Consider the following 17,787-nt stretch of genomic DNA (forward strand, 5'->3'; position numbering starts at 1 on the left):
TGATCGAACAAGAAGATAAAGCCCTGTCCTAAGGATAAGAATCATGCGCCTCTTGATACTCGGCACCGGTTGGATGGCGGAGGAGCACGCCAGGCAGTTCGGCAAGATCGAGGGCGTCGAACTGATCGGCGCCGTCGATCTCGACCGTACGCGTGTCGACAAGTTTTCGGACATCTACGGTATCCCCAACCGGTTCGCGTCGCTGGACGAGGCGCTGGCGTGGGGCAAGTTCGACGCGGTGGCGAACGTGACGCCCGATCGCATCCACCATCCGACCACCATGATGCTGATCGCGGCGGGCAAGCCGGTGCTGTGCGAGAAACCGCTGGCCGAAAATTACCAGAAAGCCAGTGAGATGGCCGCTGCCGCCGAGCGGGCCGGCATCATCAACATGGTCAACCTGACCTATCGCAACGTCGCGCCGCTGCAGAGGGCGCGCGCCATGGTGCTGGCCGGCGAGATCGGCACCGTCAGGCATGTCGAGGCGTCCTATCTGCAGAGCTGGCTGATATCCAAATTCTGGGGCGACTGGCGCACCGATCCGAAATGGCTGTGGCGGCTGTCGCGCGGCCACGGCTCCAACGGCGTGCTGGGCGACGTCGGCATCCACATCCTCGATTTCGCCAGCTATGGCGCGGCGCTCGACATCGACCATGTGTTCTGCCGGCTGAGATCCTTCGACAAGGCGCCCGGCAACCGCATCGGCGAATACGAGCTCGACGCCAACGACAGCTTCACTATGGCGCTCGATTTCAGCAATGGCGCTTTCGGCGTCGTCCATGCCAGCCGCTGGGCAACCGGCCATTTGAACGAACTCCGCCTGCGCATCTACGGCGACAAGGGCGGCATCGAAGTCGTGCACAATCTGACCGGCTCGGAGCTGAAAGCCTGCATCGGCAAGGATGTCGAGAACGCCAAATGGCAAGTTCTGGGCGCCGGAACGGTGCAGACCAACTACCAGCGCTTCGTCGATGCCGTGCGCAGCGGTGTCCAGGCCGAACCGTCGTTCCGGCATGCTGCCGAATTGCAGAAGGTCCTGGACCTCGCCGTCGTCTCGGATGAGAAGCGGGCCGAATTGAGCACCGATACGCAGCGATATCGTTCAGGGAATCGTGAGAGGAGCCAGCCATGATCACGCGGCGCGCCGAATGTTCCTGCGCTCAGCTGTCAGCCACCTGCTCGGGCGAGCCGGTACGCGTCTCGTCTGCCATTGCCTGGCCTGCAAGCGACGCACCGGCAGCGCGTTCAGCTTCAACACGTGGTTTGAGGAAGGTGACGTTTTTGTCCAGGGCCGCTCGGCGGAGTTCACGCGCATTGGCGACGAGGGCGGCCGCGTCATCTACAGCTTCTGCCCGGATTGCGGCACCACCGTCCACTACCGGATCGACACCCAGCCCGGTCTGACCGCCACCCCGGTGGGCGCTTTCGCGGACCCTGCGTTCCCGCCGCCCTTCCTGTCCTTCTACCACGAGAGCCGGCGCTGCCAGTGGGTCGAGGTCCGAACCGAACCTTTGGCGACGTTCGGCTGAAGCCGCCGGCCACAGCCGGCTGACGTTTTAGGTCAAAACCCAATCATTCTGAACGACCGAGTTCGACCCGGTCCGACCGTACAAGGCATTTCAGGCGACGAAGTCGATCCATCACCGTGCGTGGCTCGATCGCGCCAAAACAAGGCATTGTGCGTCGGCTGAGCACGCTCCATCACACTTGCGCTCAACGGGGCACGACAAGTGCCGACGGTCCAATTGATCGCTGATAGTTACTACGTGCTGGCCATGCTAGAATTCAGCGCCCCCGACGCGGTTAAAATCGGGGAATTGCGACCGGTTGACGGCGCGGGAGGTCGACGGACAAACCACGAACAGACCACAGGGAGGAAGCAATGTTTCGGACACCAGTTCATCTTGCATTCTTGACAGCGTCGATTGTTGCCCTGCCATCTTACGCGGCCATGGCCGATGACACACAGATCGCGCGCGGCGAATATCTGGTTACGATTGCCGGCTGCAGCGACTGTCACACATCCGGTTACTTCTTCGGGAAGCCCGACATGTCGCACTTCCTTGGCGGTTCAGATGTGGGCTTCGAGATTCCTGGCCTTGGTGTCTTTGTCGGCCGTAATATCACGCCTGACAAGGAGACCGGTATCGGAAGCTGGACCCCGGAGCAGATCGTCACCGCGATCCAGACCGGCGAACGGCCGGACGGCCGCATCCTGGCGCCGATCATGCCTTGGCGCGATTTTGCGCATCTCACCGCGGATGACGCCATGGCGATCGCGGCATTCCTCCAAAGTGTGAAGCCGGTCAGCCACCAGGTTCCCGGCCCGTTCAAACCCGGGGAAGCGGTGTCGACCTTCATGATGCGGATTATGCCGCCGGGGGAAACCGCAGCCGCTGCAACGAAGTAGGGCGGCTTTGATCGGAACGAGATTTTTCGCCGAATTTTTCGCCGAATAATGTGTGAATGTCCGCCTTGGAGGTGGTGAGGCCGATATCGGAACGGCAGAAATGGGTCGATCGAGCCGTTGCGCGAGGGGAGCTTTGAGAAGCGCCATGAATGTCGCGATATTGGCGCTACCTACTCGTTCCCGTCGACGAGACGAATGGCAGCATTCCACCACCGTTCCCGGTCCTCGGCGGCGGACGCGATGAACGGCTCGATTGAGCCCGAAACGAACTTCTGTCACATCGGTAATCTGCCGCCACCTCCTCAGCAAAATATGTGCTATTCTGAGGCTATGCCCGCGCCCTCCGACCGATCACCCGACAAGTCGCCGGAAGACGGTGCAGTTGCATCGGATCCGTATGCGGAGCTAGCCAATCGCGGCGATTGGTCCAGACTTCACCGCGAACTGTCAGACAGAGACCGCTGCAGTGAACTTGGCGGCGCCGAGCTCCAGCGCCTCGGGGAAACCGCCTACATGCTTGGGCGCGAGGAGGAATTCGTTCGGGACTACGAAAGGGCCTTCGAAGAGCATCTCCGGAACGGACGCGAACGATCCGCAGCGCGTTGCGGCTTCTGGATCGGGCTCACCCTGATGTTTCGCGGTGAATTCGCCCAAGGCAGCGGATGGCTGACGCGCGCCAACCGGCTGGTCGAGGATCATACGCAGGAATGTGCAGAACACGGTTACCTTCAGCTCCCAATGGTCGAACAAAGCCTCGCCGCCGACAGTCCGGACGAAGCATTCGCGCACGCAACACGTGCCGCGGAGATCGGACAGCGCTGCGAAGATCCGGACCTCTTGGCTATCGCGCGCCACCTTCAGGGGCGGATATTGATCCTGCGCGGCGACTATGTGCGCGGCTTCGAACTGCTGGACGAGGTGATGGTTTCGGTCACCTCGGGCCGGCTCTCACCAATCGTCACCGGGCTGGTCTACTGCAGCGTGATCGAGATCTGTCAGAAATTTCATGCCACGGGCCGGGCGAGGGAATGGACATCGGCGCTGGTCGGATGGTGCGCGGGACAGCCCGACATCGTTGCCTTCACCGGCAGATGCCTGATCCACCGGGCCGAAATCCTGATCCTCGACGGCCACTGGGACGAGGCCGGCCGCGAGGCCGGTGTCGCCAGCATCCGCCTTCAGCAGGGGCCCTCGAAGCACCACGCCGGTCCGGCATTCTACCAGAAGGGCGAGGTATTTCGCCTCCGCGGCCAATGGGACGAGGCCGATGCCGCCTATCGCGCAGCGAGCAGGCTCGGGTTCGATCCGCAGCCGGGGCTGGCGCTTATGCGATTTCAGCAGGGGCACGAGCAGCCGGCCCTTTCGGCGATCCGCCGCGCACTGCAGTCCGTCGACGACATGCCGGGCAAACTCCGCCTCTTGCCGGCTGCGGTGGAAATCACTCTCGCTGTCGGTTCGGCCGATGACGCTTGGGAGCTGTGCGAAACACTGCACGACTGCGCGCGCCAATATTCCGCGGATGCAGTCCGCGCCGCAGCCGCTGAGGCTACCGCGCGGGTGCTGATCCATGCTGGTCGAGCCGCGGAGGCATTGGCCCATATCCGGCGCGCGGTAGCGATCCTCTGGGAGCTTCGGGCGCCCTATCATCTTGCCCGGATGCGGGTGCTGACAGCGCGGGCCTGTCTCGCAACCGGCGATACTGAAGCGGCGCGGACCGAACTGGACGAAGCGATAAAACTTTTCCGCGAGCTCGGCGCGCGCCCCGACGAAGCCGTTGCCGGCAAGCTGCGGGTCACTATGACGGCGACAGGCAGCGAAGTTCTCACCCCCAGACAGACGCAGGTTCTGCGCCTGATCGCGTCAGGCCTGACCAACCCGGAAGTTGCCGGCGAGCTCGGTCTGAGCCAGCGGACGGTAGACCGTCACGTTAGCGATATCCTGACGCGGCTGAACGTGCGCACGCGCGCGGCAGCCACGGCCTATGCGGTCGAGCACGCCCTGATCGGCATGGACGTGTTTGGGTAATCCTACCCAAGCCAAAATTTCTCGTTGCGTGGGTACTTACGCCGAAGCGGGCAACCGTGGCGCGGGTCTAAACCTCATGGTGTGGTAAAGGCCGCAGGAGGTTTTCCCGATGCAAACGAATAATAACAACATGAGCGGGCCGGGCGGTGTCTGGCTCGCCACCGGAACGCTGCTGCTGGCGGCTGCGCTCGTCTTTCACGGGCCACCGGACGCGGATTTGTCTGTTCAGATGCAGAATATCGCCGAGGGCCATGGGCGATGGGCTACGGTCCATTGGACGGCGGCAGCGGCGCTGTTCCTGATCGCCGGCGCTTCGTTCCTGAACCTGGCGCTCAACCCCCGGGTCCGGCATTCGCCGATGCTGAGTTCTGCCTGGATGGTGATGGCTCTCGGCGCCCTGACCACGTTCTCCACCGCAGTCGCCGAGGCATCGGTGGTCGCGGTCGCGGCGGACCGGGGTGACACCAGCGCCTTCATGACCTGGTGGGCGTTTTCCGGCGGCATGGGTAACGGATTCTGGGCGCTCGCCCTGGCGACAGCGCTTGTCGCGTATCACGACGCCCGCGATGACGTCGGGATACTGCCCCGATGGGCCGCGATCGTCGGCTCGGCGTTCGGTATCCTTTCGGCAACCGGGTGGACACTCGGTGAGCAGCTCGGGATCGGCATCGGAGGTCCGATCTGGCTGATTTCCTCGCTTCTCATGTGCCTGTGGCTCGCGTGGTACGGGCTGTCCTCAAGGAGCCTCCGGTCGGGCAAGCCACAGCGCAAAGCGCCTGATCCAGCATCATCGTAAGACAGGAGGAAAAAATGTCCCTTCAAACGAAGGAAATCGAAGCGACGATCCACGACGTCCACGAATTCTTCACCGACTGGGTGACGGGCCGATGCCGTGGCGACGATGCGACGTTCAAGAAGAACGCGCTCGACCGGATCAGCGAAGATCTGGTCGCCATCATGCCAGGCGGCAGGGCGTTCGGGAAAAAAGACTTCGCAGGTTACATGAAGAGCATCTACGGATCGAATCCGGCCTTCCGTATCAAGATACGCGACATCCGGATCAGCCATCAAAGCGCCGACCTGGCGGTCGTGAACTACCACGAATGGCAACGCGACGCGAAGGACTCCGATCAACCGAACAATGGCCGGGTCACGACGATGGTGGTCCGCGATCGCGGCTACAGCCGGGGGCCCGAGATCTTGCAAGTTCATGAAACTTGGCTCCCAGCCGATGTCGTTCAGTCCGCGGATTTCGCGTTCTGAGAAGCGTCGGTCCGAAACGGGCAGAGAAAGGAATTGCGCTGGCGGGACCATCGGCTCTGCCGGCGCCATCGAGCCGGAACTGTGCTTCTTTCAGCCCGTCGGCTGGGTCGAGATCAGCGCCGACCCTCTGGCGACGTTTGGCTGAAGACGCCGGCCACGGCCGGCTGACGTTTTAGGTCAAAACCCAATCATTCTGAACGACCGAGTTGAACCCTCTGCAGACCTCTCGGCATGCTGTGTAAACCACGTCCGTTAGTTGATATTGAGGGCCAGGGACTCGGCCGCTATATTGAAAGCGTGATGCGCTTTCTCTAATTCGCAAGTTGCTTCTTCCGCCTGCCTGCTCGCTATTAACAATATTCTTGTCCGATTTTTTCGTTTGGGAGGCCGGCATGTCAGGATTGTAATCAATCAATTAGAGCGCCTAAAGACGGCGAAAGGGGAAGAGCTTTTGACTGCGGATCGGTTAGAGGATGGAAAGATTGCTAACGTAGCTCCACCGCCTATCCCGAGTGACAAGCGCATTAAGATTGAGCGTGGCGACAGAGCTGTGACCAAGGTCACGGTGCGCGAGTCCTAAGGTCGATTTCCACTCATCTCTGTCGCAGCCGGCAGTCAGCTAATTGAGTTGTTAGCCCTAATGCCGCAGGATCTTGCTGAGAAAAGCGCGGCTGCGGTCGGTCTTCGGGTTGGAGAAGAACTCGTCCGGCGTGCCGCTCTCGACGATGGCGCCGGCGTCCATGAACACGACGCGCTGGGCGACCTTGCGGGCAAAGCCCATTTCGTGCGTCACCACCATCATGGTCATGCCTTCCTCGGCCACCGCGACCATGACGTCGAGCACTTCGGAGATCATCTCGGGATCGAGGGCCGAGGTCGGCTCGTCGAACAGCATGATCTTGGGGCGCATGCCGAGGCAGCGGGCGATCGCCACGCGCTGCTGCTGGCCACCAGACAGCTGCGCCGGATAGGCGTTCACCTTGTCGGCAAGACCGACCTTGGCGAGCAATTCGCGCCCGGCCATTTCGGCCTCGGCGCGCGGGATCTTGCGGACATGGATCGGCGCCAGCGTGACGTTCTCGAGCGCCGTCTTGTGCGGATAGAGGTTGAACGACTGGAAGACGAAGCCGATCTCGGTGCGCAGCCGCGTCATGTTGGTGGCGGGGTCGCCGAGGCGCTGGCCGTCGACCGTCAGGTCGCCGTCGCGGATCGTCTCCAGGCCGTTGATGCAGCGGATCAGGGTGCTCTTGCCCGAGCCGCTTGGGCCGCAGACGACGACCACTTCGCGCGGCTCGACGCTGAGCTTGATGTCCTTCAGCACGTTGAGCGTGCCGAACCACTTGTTGACGCCGCGAAATTCGATCATGCCGGTTTTGGTCATATTGCCGGACCCTTGAGGTTCGATGTCACAACTGCACCTCGCCATGCGCCGCGCCCATGCGTTGCTCCAGCCGGCGGGCCAGCATGATCAGGGGGTAGCAGACGATGAAGTAACCGAGCCCGACGAGGAAGAAGACCAGCAGCCCATTGGGTACACGCTGCACCACCAGCCAGCCGACGCGGGTGAGGTCGGTGAGGCCGATGGCCGAGACCACCGAGGAATCCTTGATCAGCAGCACATATTGCCCGACCAGCGGCGGCAGCACGATGCGCATCGCCTGCGGCAGCACCACCTGGCGCATGCGCTGCCAGCGCGACAGGCCGGACGCAAGCGCTGCCTCGACCTGGCCGGTCGGGACCGAGCGGATGCCGGCGACGACGATCTCGCAGATGAAGCAGGCGGCCAGGTTGGTCAGCGCGATGATGCCGGCGGTGAAGGCGTCGAGCTCGATGCCGAGTTCCGGCAGAATGAAGAAGATCAGGAAGATCTGCACCAGGAACGGCGTGCCACGGATCAGGTCGACCCAGGCACCGATCGCGCCGCTGATCAGCCGGTTGCCGCCGGTGCGCAGGATGCCGAGGCCGAAGCCGAGCAGCGTGCCCAGCACCAGGCTGATCAGCGACAGCACCACGGTCATGCCGAGGCCGCGCAACGCGAGGGGATAGCTGCCGGCGATGCTTTGCAGCTGCTGCCAGATCATGTCCGTGCCCCCGCGAGGCCGAGCCAGCGCCCGGAGAGCGCCGCCAGTCCCTTCAGCCCGTAATAGAGCAGGAGGTAGAAGGCGGCGATGGTGATGAAACCTTCCGCCGGCATGAAGCGGTCGGAGGCGAGCAGTTGGCCGGCGCGCGTCAGCTCGGCGACCGAGATCAGCGACAGCAGGGCGGAATCCTTGACCAGCACGATCGCCTGGCCGAGCAGCGGCGGGATCGTCACCTTGAACGCCTGCGGCAGGATGACCAGGCGCATGCGCTGGACATAGGTCATGCCCGAAGCGACGCCGGCCTCGACCTGGCCGCGCGGGATCGACAGGATGCCGGCACGGATGATCTCGGCGACATAGGCGCCGCTGTTCAGCGACAAAGCGAGGATGCCGACGACGAACTCGGGCAGGATGAGGCCGAGCCGCGGCAGGCCGAAATAGAGGAAATAGAGCTGCGCCAGTAAGGGCGTGGCGCGCACCGCGTCGATATAGGCCTTGGCCGGGACGCGGAACAGCCGGCCGCGCTGCAAATTCATTGCGGCGAGCACGATGCCGACGGCGAGCGCGCCGGCAAAGGAGAGGACAGACAGCCACACGGTCGTGACGAGGCCCTGCCCGAACAGGGGCAGATATTCGACGATGGTGCGGAAGCTGAAGTTTTCGAGCATTTTGGACGGTGAATGGTGAATAGTGAATAGTGAATAGTGAGTAGTGAGTAGGGCGTACGCGAGTAGCGAGTAGCGAGTAGCGAGTAGCTCTTCTCTACTCCCTACTCCCTACTCCCTACTCCCTACTTACTATTCACTATTCACCATTCACCATTCACTCTACTCAGTGATCCTTCTTCCAGGCGTCGGAATTCACCCAGTAATCGAGGTTCTTCTGCAGGCGGCCGTCGAGGCTGACCTGGTCGAGGAACAGGTTCATCCAGACCAGCAGGTCCTGCTCGTCATAGCGCGTGGCGAAGGCCAGTGGCTCCTTCGACAGCATATCCGGCATGATGGTGAAGCTGCCGGCTGGGTAAGCGGTCGACTGGCCCTTGACCGCCGAGACGTCGTTGACGCCGCAATCGGCCTGGCCGTTGTTGACGGCGTCGAGCAGCAGTGGGCCGCCGCCCTTGTAGCTCTTGATATCGGCATCGGGGAAGGCGGCCTTGGCTTCCTTCTCGCCGGTGGCGCCGAGCAGCACCGCGATCTTGGTTCCCTTGGCCTTGCAGTCCTCGGTGGACTTGAAGGCGGTCCCAGCCTTGGTGAAGACGGTGCTGCCCGTGTACATGTAAGGCTTGGTGAAGGCGACCTTCATGCCGCGCGCCAGTGTCGGCGTCATGTCGGCGACCAGAAGATCGGCCTTGCCCGACAGCAGCGCCGGGATCAGGCCGTCCCAGTCGAAGTCGAGGAAGGTGATCTTGACGCCCATTTCCTTGGCCATCAATTCGGCGAGTTCGACCGAACTGCCGGTGCGTTCGCCGGCAGCACCCACCAGCGAGAAGGGCGGGCCTTGCGTCTGCACGGCGACGCGCAACTCACCGCGCTTGGTGATCTCGTCGAGCGTTCCCGCACTGGCGGCAGCGGTAAGGCCGGCGAGCGCAAGGCCGGCGATGAAAAGCTTGGCAATCTTCATTTGGGCATTCCTCCTTGTTGTCGTTTGTTGTTCCACTTGTTTGCTTCACCCCATCGAGGTGCTTTTTGAGCGGCAGCGCCGTTGCCGGCGGCAACCACCGTTCGAAAATCTTCAATCCCAGCTCACCGTTTCGGCGACATTGATGGCGCGCCTGGCGAGCTCATCGAGGAAGCGGCCATCCGGCACATGCAGCAGCGGGTTGAGCAGGCCGGGCGTGGCGATCTCACGCCGTGCCAGCATCTGCGCCACGATACTGGCGGGATAGCCGACGCCAAGGCTCATGCCGAACAGGCCGGAGGCGAGGTCGCGTTCGATGACCAGCTCCGAGGTCACCGTCTTGCGGCGGCCGCCTTCGCTGCCGACAAAGACGTTGCGCATCACGCAAAGGTCCTTTTCGTCCGCGCCATATTGCAGTTGCGGGCCAAGCAGCCGGCCGAGGAATTCGCGTGGGCTAACGCCGGTGCCGGGCACTTTGTCCTCGGACAGGAAGCCGAGCTGCTTCAGCGGCGCCCAGAACGCCGACCAGCCGGGCCAGCGCAGCGAATAGCGGCCGGAGCGCTGCAGCTCCTTGGCGGCGGCGAGCATGCCGGCATAATGCGGCGCGTCGCCATTGGGGAAGGCTTCCAGCCTGCCCAGCCCCGCCACCTCGATCTCGTGGATGAAACGATTGTCGTGCTGGCGGGCGGCCGGCACATCGACCCGCTTGCCGTCCTCGACCAGCACGCTGTCGCGATTCTGGCTGGCCAGAACCATGTCGAAATTCCAGCTCACCTTGTAGCGCAGCGGCTCGACCACCGCGTTAGGCTCGGGAATGCCGCCGCAATAGGAATCGATCGCGGTGATGGTGTCGAACTGGCCTGCGGCGCGTGCGTAGAGCACAAGGTCGATGCCGGGGTCGAGCCCGCATTCGGTCACGATCGAAACGCCGGCCTTTTCGGCCTCCGGCGCGAGGTCGGCGATGGCCTTGCCGTAATTGGTGGTGACCAGCGGCGTGCGCGTCGCGATCGCCGCCTGCACCGCCTCGCGCATCAGCGGTTGCGGCAACAGGTCGATGACCGCGTCGACGTCCTTCATCACATCGGCCAATGCTGGGCCGATCGCGCCCTCCGGCACGACGAAACGCACCCGGGCAAGGTCGGTCAGGCCGCCAAGCCGCGCAGCGCCGTCGGTTGCGGTGTCGAGGCAGACCACTTGCTCGACGCCGTCGCTGGCAACGAGATCGGCGATCGCCGCCCGGCCTTGCAGGCCGAGGCCGCCGAGAACCGCGATCTTCATGCCATTTCCTTCCGCGTCTCGTCCGACCAGCAGCCTTCCGGCAGGCTGACCCATTTGTTGCAGGACGCCATGACGACGAAGGTCTCGCTGCGCACGACTTCGCCCGGCTCACCGGCGCCGGGGATCAGCTCGCTGGTGACGCGGTAGAGATCGGCGACATCGCCGGCCACGGTTACGTCGACGATGATGTCGAAGCGCCCGGTGACGACGGCGGCCGAGTTCACGAAAGGCAGTTCGGAGATGCGCTGCGCCAGTTCCCGGGCGCGGCCGCGTCCCTGCGCATTGATGCCGACGATCGCCGAGATCAGCTCGGGGCGTTCGGTCAGGTTGAGCAGCCCGACGATCTTGAGCAGGTTGCGGTCGAGCAGGTTGCGCAGCCGCATGCGCACCGTCGGCACCGAGATCGCCATCTTCTCGGCGAGGCGGTTGACGCCAAGCTGCGCATCTTGCGACAGCAGCTTGACCAGTCGCCGGTCGGTCTGATCCAGATGTTCCCGCAAACGCTCAGGCTTTCATAAAAGGAAAGAAACTATCGTATTTTCTTTCTGATATGAAAATACCTTATGAGAGATTTTTAATAACGGCAAGAGCCATGTCATCCGCCGTGCCGCTGTGCCTATCGGCAGTTTCGTCGATGTCGCCACATTTTGTTCTTGCTTTGTGCCGGCAGCTATGCTACTAATTTGGGTATGGTGCTGATTCACACCGACGACCCGCCCGCCGAGGCGGTTTTTTTGTGTTCAGGACACCTTTGGAGGTTCAGCGCCGCCGGTTTGAGGCTGGCGGGACAGCGCCGTTCGGGACGCGCTGTGTTCGAGGGTGCGCAAGAGGTGCAACGCACCTCCATAGCACGCCGACCAAGTTGGTGGGGGCGCAGCAGCAACTCATTGCGCCTTCACCTGATGGGCGGAACGGCTCATCCGCGATATGGCCAAAAGCGGCTTTTCAATAAAACTGTAGCTGGCCAGGCAGACGGCAATGCAGGCGGTGACAATAACCACGCCTGCAAGCCATGGTGACAGATTGGCGCTTGCAACGACAGGAGCGGTCGCAAGCAGCACGATAGGATGCGTCAGATAGAGAGAGTAGGAAGCATCGCCCAATATTGCCAGCACGCGAGGAGCAAAAAGCCGGAAGTAGCTTTCCAGGCTGATGCAAGCCGCGACAAGGATCAACGCCGGGATTCCCTGAGCAAGGGTTCGCGGCAAGTCGAAGCCAAGTACCATCACCAGCACGGACATGATGGCGAACACGATTGCCGAGGCACCCAAGACGACAGGCAAGCGCGCCAGCCTGCCGACCAGGTGGCCGAGAGCCATGCCGGCAAGGAACTCAAACAGGATTGGCGTGGTGTAGAAAAACAGCACAGTGTCGGCGGCGGGTTTGAAGATGATGCGTGCAGCAACGGCGATTGCAAAGACAACGCCGACCGCGGCCATTTGCGTCAACCTGCCAAAACCCATAGTCGCCGCGAACAGAATGTAAAACAGGATTTCCAGATTGAGCGTCCAACCCACGCCAAGCACCGGTTGGACATAGCCTGTGACCGTATCGAGATAGGGTATGAAAAGCAGGCTATTGGTGGTCTGCTCAAGAGACACTGCACGACCGGCAAACAACCAAAGTGCGGCGACCATGAGGAAGGTCATAACCCAATAGAACGGAACGACGCGCGTGAACCGCTGCATCAAAAAAGCACGGTGGTCACGACGTCTGTTCTCCGTCGAGAGAACCATGACAAAACCGCTGATGACGAAAAACAGGTCGACGCCACTGTTTAGAATGGGAATACGCAGATCGAGCATGCCCAGTGCGGCCGGAAGATGATAGACAACAACCATGAGAGCTGCCAGCCCGCGCAAGACCTGTATCGATGTATACTGTTGAACCCGACGCGGCGCAGCGTGATCATTCTCTGGAATGATGTTCATTAAAAAATGGTCCCCGAAGCAGGAGAACATTAACATACGGGATCGTTGATGTGCTGATTAATCGCCGGTTTAATTAATACATAAAGTTTTATATAAGATTTACTGACATTATCGTGCGGCTGCACTCTAGATCCGCCTGACTTCGGCCGGGGCTTTTCGGGTTTGGTCCGGAGCGTCAACGGGCAGGCCCCTCGTGCTGCCCTCCTTGCCAAAACTTGGCATCTCCCCTGTGAAGAGGAGAATGGCCGTCATCAACGCTTTCCTCGCGTTACCGGCTGGTCTCGAAGATCGCGACGGCTGCCGCTGTCAGCGCGGCGTTACCGGATGCCACCGTTCCATCAGGAAGCTCCTTGCCGTCTTCCAGTCCGACGCGCGTCGACCAGTTGCGCTCCGCCGCCCGGTGCACGAAAGGCCAGACCGTGGCGTCGGCGCCGTGCAGTAGGATCGCCCGGCGCATCCCGGCGCCGTCGAGCACCGCGGCGATGCCGTCGCAGACCTCCAGCGCCGCGTCCGGCTCCTGCTCGGAGATTTCGATCAGGATGCGCAGCACCTGGCTGCTGTGGTCGAGGCGGACCAGGCGCTGGGCATCGGCGACCGAGGCGAGGCCGGCCTCGATGCCAATACCGCGCCGTCGCAGGCTTTCCATGACGGCGGGCGCTGCATTCTCGCTGAGATTGACCGAGGCATAGTCGGGCAGCTCGCTCCAGGCGGCGATCGCGGCCAGCGTCCGCTGGTCGTCGTTCTCGATCCAGGCACCCGTCGACACGCCAATCAGCGTCCCCGGGCAGGCGCGGCGGAGCGCCAGCACCGTCCGGTCCATCGCCGCCGGAGCCAGGCTTTCGCGACCGTCCAGCCCGCGGGCATGAACATGCAGTTCGGCGGCGCCGGCGGCGATGCAGGCCGCGCCGTCACGCGCCATGGCCTCCGCCGTCAGCGGCAGTTGCGGATGATAATCGGCGCTGCGCGCGCCATTGATGCAGGTCTGGACGATCATGGGGGTGGCGGCCCGTTGAAGTGGAACAAGTTTAGCGCACAACAACGAAATGGGAAATTGGATGGTGTCCCATCCCGCGAGGCTCACCCGGCAAGAAACGGGTGGTCCGCGCGCGCCGTTTCACCCATCTCAATGACCAGAAGCCACAGGAGGCGAAGCCATGACCATCCATTCGATAGGCGCGAAAGCGGCGGTGAAATCGGCGGAGCTGCGCGTTGCCGGATATGATTGGCGGACGCTGGCCGATGAGCTGAGCGGCTATGGCTGCGCGGTGATGGAAAAGCTGCTGACGCCGCAGGAGTGCCGGCAGATTGCCGAACTTTATTCGGACGAGAGCCATTTCCGCAGCCATGTCCACATGGCGCGGCACGGCTTCGGCAAGGGCGAGTACCGCTATTTCCGCTATCCCTTGCCCGACTTGATCGGCGGCTTGCGCACCGCGCTCTATCCGCGCCTGGCTGCGGTCGCCAACGACTGGAACGAGCGCATGGGTATCGCGCAGCGCTATCCCGACGAACACGCCGCGTTCCTCAGGCAATGCCACGAGCAGGGCCAGACGCGGCCGACGCCGCTCCTGCTGCAATATGTTCCCGGCGACTTCAACTGCCTGCACCAGGATCTCTACGGCGATCTTGCCTTCCCGCTGCAGGTGGCGATCCTGTTGTCGGAACCAGGCAAGGATTTCACCGGCGGCGAGTTCGTGCTGACCGAGCAGCGTCCGCGCATGCAGAGCCGCGCCGAGGTGGTGCCGCTGCGCCAGGGCGATGCGGTCGCCTTCGCGGTCCACAATCGACCGGTCCAGGGCAGCAAGGGCAATTACCGGGTCAATCTCAGGCACGGCGTCAGCCGGCTTCGCTCCGGCATGCGCCACACCGTCGGCATCATCTTCCACGACGCCAAGTAACCGAGCCGCCCGGTCGAGGCCCGGCGGCGACTACCGGGAAAAATCGCTGCGCACGATGCCGTGACGCTGGAGCTTGTCGTAGAAAGTCTTGCGCGGAATTCCCAGCGCTTCGATCGTGCGCCTGACGTCGCCGTCGTTGCGGCCAAGCGTCTCGCGGATGATGTCGGCCTCATAGAGCTCCAGCCGCTCCGGCAGCTTCATGGCGGTGTCCGATTGGGTCGGGGCAGGGGGTTGTGCTTCGGCGCCTTCCTCCAATCCAAGCACGAACCGCTCGGCGAAATGCGCCAGTTCGCGCACATTGCCCGGCCAATCATGGTCGCTCAGATGGCGATGTACCGCGGCCGGAACATTTGGCACCGGACGGTGGAAACGGGCGGCGGCGCGGTCGACGAAATAGAAGAACAGCAGGGCGACATCGTCGCGGCGCTCGCGCAGCGGCGGGATCGAGATCGTCACCACGTTGAGCCGGTAGTAGAGGTCCTCGCGGAAGGCGCCGCGCTGGCGCGGATCACCGAGGTCGACCTTGGCGGCGGCGACGACGCGCAGGTCGACCGGCCGTACCTCGTTGGTGCCGAGCGGGGTGACCTCGCGCATCTCCAGCACGCGCAGCATCTGCACCTGTGTCGAGACCGGCATGCTTTCGATCTCGTCGAGGAACAGCGTGCCGCCGCTGGCATGCTCGATGCGGCCGATCCGTTTCTTCTGCGCGCCGGTGAAGGCGCCGGCCTCATGGCCGAACAATTCGCTTTCGATGACGGTCTCCGGCAGCGTGCCGCAATTCAGCGCGACGAAATTGCCCTTGGCGCGGCGGCTCCAGCGATGCAGAAGGCTTGCCACCACCTCCTTGCCGGAGCCGGTCTCGCCGGTCACCAGCACGTCGACGTCGGTGTCGGCGATCTGGCGTAGCGTGCGGCGCAGCCTGTCCATCGCCGGTGTCTGGCCGATCAGCGGCAGGCCGTCCTGCGCCTCTCCGGCCGCCTCGCGCAAGGCGCGGTTCTCCATCACCAGGCGGCGCTTTTCCGCTGCGCGGCGCACGCTCTGTACCAGCCGGTCGGCGGCGAAGGGCTTTGTGATGAAGTCGTAGGCGCCGTCCTTGATCGCCTTGACGGCCATGGCGATGTCGCCGTGGCCGGTGACGAGGATGACGGGAATGTCGGCATCCAGCCGCAGGATGCGATTGAAAAGCTGCAAGCCGTCGATCTGAGGCATGCGGATATCCGACACCACGACGCCGGTAAAACCGGCGTCGAGCCCGGCCAGCGCCTCGGCCGCCACCGCAAAGGCGGAGACCGAGAAGCCGGCAAGCTCCAGCGTCTGCGTGGTGGCCTTGAGGAGATCGCGGTCGTCGTCGATCAGGATCACCGGCGCGGCATTGTCGTTCGTCATGATGGCTTACGCTGCTGTCTGGAGATGAATGGTGAAGCGGGTGCCGCTGTCGTCGCTCGAAACTTCGATGCGGCCGCCATAATCGGCGACAATGTCCTTCGAGATGACGAGGCCAAGGCCAAGGCCTTTTTCCTTGGAGGTGTTGAACGGCGTGAACAGCGATTTGAGGATCGCGGGTGGAATGCCCGGTCCGTTATCGGACACGCCGACCGTCACGCCGTCCGCGGTCTCCTCGACCGACACCTGCACATGAGCGTCGTCGCGGCCGTCGAGTGCTTCGAGCGCGTTCTGGAAGAGGTTGATCAGCACCTGTTCGAGCCGCACCCGATTGCCCATGACCTTGAGGCTCGGCGGCGGCAGGTCGATGGCCAATGCGTCGAGCCGGCCGGCAAAGCGGCTTCTCAACAGCATGACGGCGCCTTCGATAACACCACGTAATTCGACAGGCTCGGCGGCGGTGCGGCCCTTGCGGGCAAATGCCTTCAACTCCTCGGTGATTGAGCCGATGCGTTCGGTAAGGGCTGCGATAGCGCCGAGGTTTTCCTCGGCCGGCCCGGTCTGCTTGCGGTCGAGGAAGGTGCGGGCATTGTCGGCATAGGCGCGTATGGTGGCGACCGGCTGGTTGATCTCATGGGCGACACCGGCCGCGACCTGGCCGAGGATGGCGAGGCGGTTGGCCTGGACCAGATCCTGCTGCACGATTTGGAGCTTGGCTTCCGTGCTGCGGTGGCCTGTTATCTCGGCCTGCAACCGGTCGCGGGCGCGGCTCAAATCCTCGGTCCGTTCGACGACGCGGCGTTCGAGTTCGGTGCGGGCCGCCTGTTCGGCGGCAATCTGCATCTGCGCCGACTGCCGGCGCCACAACAGATACGCGGCAAGGCCGAGCAGCGGGACGACGACGCCGAGCGCAAGAAGCCGCATTTCGCGGACGGCAGCGGCGATCGGCGCTTCGACCGGGACAAGATAGTCGAGCCGCCAGGGGGTCGAAGGAACCGTCGTGGAAAGGCTGAGATACTCCGCGTCGCTGCCGCCGGGCGTCACCGCGTGGACGATCGACACATCCGGGCTGAGCGCCCGCGGGTGCGTGATCGGCAACGGCACAAGCGGCGCGTCGCCGAACTGTTGGCTGTCGCGGATCGCGGCTTGCTTGGGTGCGGCCAGCGGTGCGGTTGTCATGAAGCGCCAGGACGGCACGCTGGTGATCAGCACGACGCCGTTCTCGTCGCTGACATAGGCCGGGCGGTTGGCCTCGCGCCAGTCGGCTTCGAGCTGGTCGAACTCCATCTTGACGACGACGACGCCGAGCGGTGCGGCGGCATCGCCGACGCGCCGCGAAATGTAGAGGCCGGGACGCTTGCTGACATTGCCGAGCGCAAAATACTCGGCGGTTCCGGCCTGCATCGCGCCGGAGAAATAATCGCGGAAACGGTAGTCGTTGCCGACGAAGCTGATCGGCTCGCGCCAGTTGCTGGAGGCGATCGCCAGTCCATCGGTGCCGATGACATAGAGTACCGACGCCTTGGTGCCCGAGACCAGCCCCTCGAGCTTGCGGTTCAGCACATCGATTGCCGCGGCATTTTTCTGCGTCAGCGCGTCACGCACTTGCTGGTCTGCGGACAAAAGCAGGGGCAGGGCACGCGGGCTTTCGAGCACGGCGCGCAGCAGCGCGACCTTCAGATTGGCGTCGGTACGCCCCTGCGCCGCCAGGGTCTCGACCTCGGCGGTGCGGCCGTAGAGGCCGGCGCCGTAGAGCGCTGCGGTGACGATCAGCAGGGCGACGGCCGCAAACAGCAGCCAGGCTCGGCGCGCCCGCCTGGCGAGTTGCTCGGGCGTCGAAGACAAGGCACCGGCGGGGCGTTGCAGCATCGCCCATTTGTGCATGAACTCGCACAAAACAC

Annotated in this window: 18 protein-coding genes; 7 read left to right on the top strand and 11 right to left on the bottom strand. The window is 63.2% G+C overall.

Annotated features, from left to right (window positions below):
* Positions 1-43: 43 nt before the first annotated feature.
* From NKI16_RS18235 to NKI16_RS18245, 3 genes are all read left to right on the top strand, one after another.
* A complete protein-coding gene (locus NKI16_RS18235; RefSeq protein WP_023677242.1) occupies positions 44-1,132 on the top strand; it encodes a Gfo/Idh/MocA family protein in 1,089 nt (362 codons plus the stop codon).
* Between the two features lie 16 nt (positions 1,133-1,148).
* Positions 1,149-1,529, top strand: a complete 381-nt coding sequence (locus NKI16_RS18240; RefSeq protein ID WP_023677243.1) for a GFA family protein — start codon at positions 1,149-1,151, stop codon at positions 1,527-1,529.
* Between the two features lie 353 nt (positions 1,530-1,882).
* Positions 1,883-2,410, top strand: a complete 528-nt coding sequence (locus tag NKI16_RS18245) for a c-type cytochrome (protein WP_031211934.1) — start codon at positions 1,883-1,885, stop codon at positions 2,408-2,410.
* A gap of 447 nt (positions 2,411-2,857) precedes the next feature.
* On the opposite strand, the gene NKI16_RS18250 is transcribed toward NKI16_RS18245, so the two are convergent.
* Positions 2,858-3,160: a hypothetical protein gene (locus tag NKI16_RS18250; protein ID WP_198023562.1), complete on the bottom strand. Its 303-nt coding sequence runs from the start codon at positions 3,158-3,160 to the stop codon at positions 2,858-2,860.
* On the opposite strand from NKI16_RS18250, the gene NKI16_RS18255 reads away from it, so the two are divergent.
* The 3 genes from NKI16_RS18255 to NKI16_RS18265 all read left to right on the top strand — a co-directional run bounded on the left by NKI16_RS18255 (position 3,149) and on the right by NKI16_RS18265 (position 5,698).
* Positions 3,149-4,435: a LuxR C-terminal-related transcriptional regulator gene (locus NKI16_RS18255; protein ID WP_352842305.1), complete on the top strand. Its 1,287-nt coding sequence runs from the start codon at positions 3,149-3,151 to the stop codon at positions 4,433-4,435. The genes NKI16_RS18250 and NKI16_RS18255 overlap by 12 nt on opposite strands.
* A gap of 109 nt (positions 4,436-4,544) precedes the next feature.
* Entirely contained in the window at positions 4,545-5,231 is a 687-nt protein-coding gene (locus tag NKI16_RS18260; protein ID WP_352569100.1) for a hypothetical protein, read from the top strand.
* Between the two features lie 14 nt (positions 5,232-5,245).
* Positions 5,246-5,698, top strand: coding sequence for a nuclear transport factor 2 family protein (locus NKI16_RS18265; protein WP_352587213.1), 453 nt, complete (start codon positions 5,246-5,248; stop codon positions 5,696-5,698).
* 637 nt (positions 5,699-6,335) lie between these two features.
* Here NKI16_RS18265 and NKI16_RS18270 read toward each other — a convergent pair.
* From NKI16_RS18270 to NKI16_RS18305, 8 genes are all read right to left on the bottom strand, one after another.
* Positions 6,336-7,079, bottom strand: a complete 744-nt coding sequence (locus tag NKI16_RS18270; RefSeq protein ID WP_352569104.1) for an amino acid ABC transporter ATP-binding protein — start codon at positions 7,077-7,079, stop codon at positions 6,336-6,338.
* Between the two features lie 25 nt (positions 7,080-7,104).
* A complete protein-coding gene (locus NKI16_RS18275) occupies positions 7,105-7,779 on the bottom strand; it encodes an amino acid ABC transporter permease (protein WP_023677250.1) in 675 nt (224 codons plus the stop codon).
* Positions 7,776-8,447, bottom strand: coding sequence for an amino acid ABC transporter permease (locus tag NKI16_RS18280; protein WP_023677251.1), 672 nt, complete (start codon positions 8,445-8,447; stop codon positions 7,776-7,778). Before NKI16_RS18280 ends, NKI16_RS18275 begins: the two co-directional genes overlap by 4 nt.
* A gap of 163 nt (positions 8,448-8,610) precedes the next feature.
* Positions 8,611-9,399, bottom strand: coding sequence for an ABC transporter substrate-binding protein (locus NKI16_RS18285; protein ID WP_023677252.1), 789 nt, complete (start codon positions 9,397-9,399; stop codon positions 8,611-8,613).
* Positions 9,400-9,510: 111 nt separating this feature from the next.
* Positions 9,511-10,674 carry a saccharopine dehydrogenase family protein gene (locus NKI16_RS18290; RefSeq protein WP_023677253.1) on the bottom strand — a complete coding sequence of 388 codons (1,164 nt, stop codon included), beginning with the start codon at positions 10,672-10,674 and terminating at the stop codon, positions 9,511-9,513.
* The gene (locus tag NKI16_RS18295; protein WP_023677254.1) at positions 10,671-11,174 is read right to left on the bottom strand and encodes an Lrp/AsnC family transcriptional regulator; all 504 of its coding nucleotides are present in this window, start codon (positions 11,172-11,174) and stop codon (positions 10,671-10,673) included. The genes NKI16_RS18290 and NKI16_RS18295 overlap by 4 nt, the downstream gene beginning before the upstream one ends.
* Before the next feature lie 384 nt (positions 11,175-11,558).
* Positions 11,559-12,605 carry an acyltransferase family protein gene (locus tag NKI16_RS18300; RefSeq protein WP_198023564.1) on the bottom strand — a complete coding sequence of 349 codons (1,047 nt, stop codon included), beginning with the start codon at positions 12,603-12,605 and terminating at the stop codon, positions 11,559-11,561.
* Between the two features lie 268 nt (positions 12,606-12,873).
* On the bottom strand, positions 12,874-13,599 hold the full coding sequence (locus NKI16_RS18305) for a 3-keto-5-aminohexanoate cleavage protein (protein WP_023677257.1): 726 nt from the start codon (positions 13,597-13,599) through the stop codon (positions 12,874-12,876).
* 160 nt (positions 13,600-13,759) lie between these two features.
* Between NKI16_RS18305 and NKI16_RS18310 the strand changes: the two genes are divergently transcribed.
* Positions 13,760-14,503: a 2OG-Fe(II) oxygenase gene (locus NKI16_RS18310; RefSeq protein WP_352455424.1), complete on the top strand. Its 744-nt coding sequence runs from the start codon at positions 13,760-13,762 to the stop codon at positions 14,501-14,503.
* A gap of 30 nt (positions 14,504-14,533) precedes the next feature.
* On the opposite strand, the gene NKI16_RS18315 is transcribed toward NKI16_RS18310, so the two are convergent.
* A complete protein-coding gene (locus NKI16_RS18315) occupies positions 14,534-15,889 on the bottom strand; it encodes a sigma-54-dependent transcriptional regulator (protein ID WP_352621398.1) in 1,356 nt (451 codons plus the stop codon).
* Positions 15,890-15,895: 6 nt separating this feature from the next.
* Positions 15,896-17,755 carry a sensor histidine kinase gene (locus NKI16_RS18320; RefSeq protein WP_352621396.1) on the bottom strand — a complete coding sequence of 620 codons (1,860 nt, stop codon included), beginning with the start codon at positions 17,753-17,755 and terminating at the stop codon, positions 15,896-15,898.
* Between the last annotated feature and the right edge of the window lie 32 nt (positions 17,756-17,787).

It is taken from the genome of Mesorhizobium sp. M0698 (assembly GCF_040320455.1).
Lineage (GTDB): Bacteria > Pseudomonadota > Alphaproteobacteria > Rhizobiales > Rhizobiaceae > Mesorhizobium.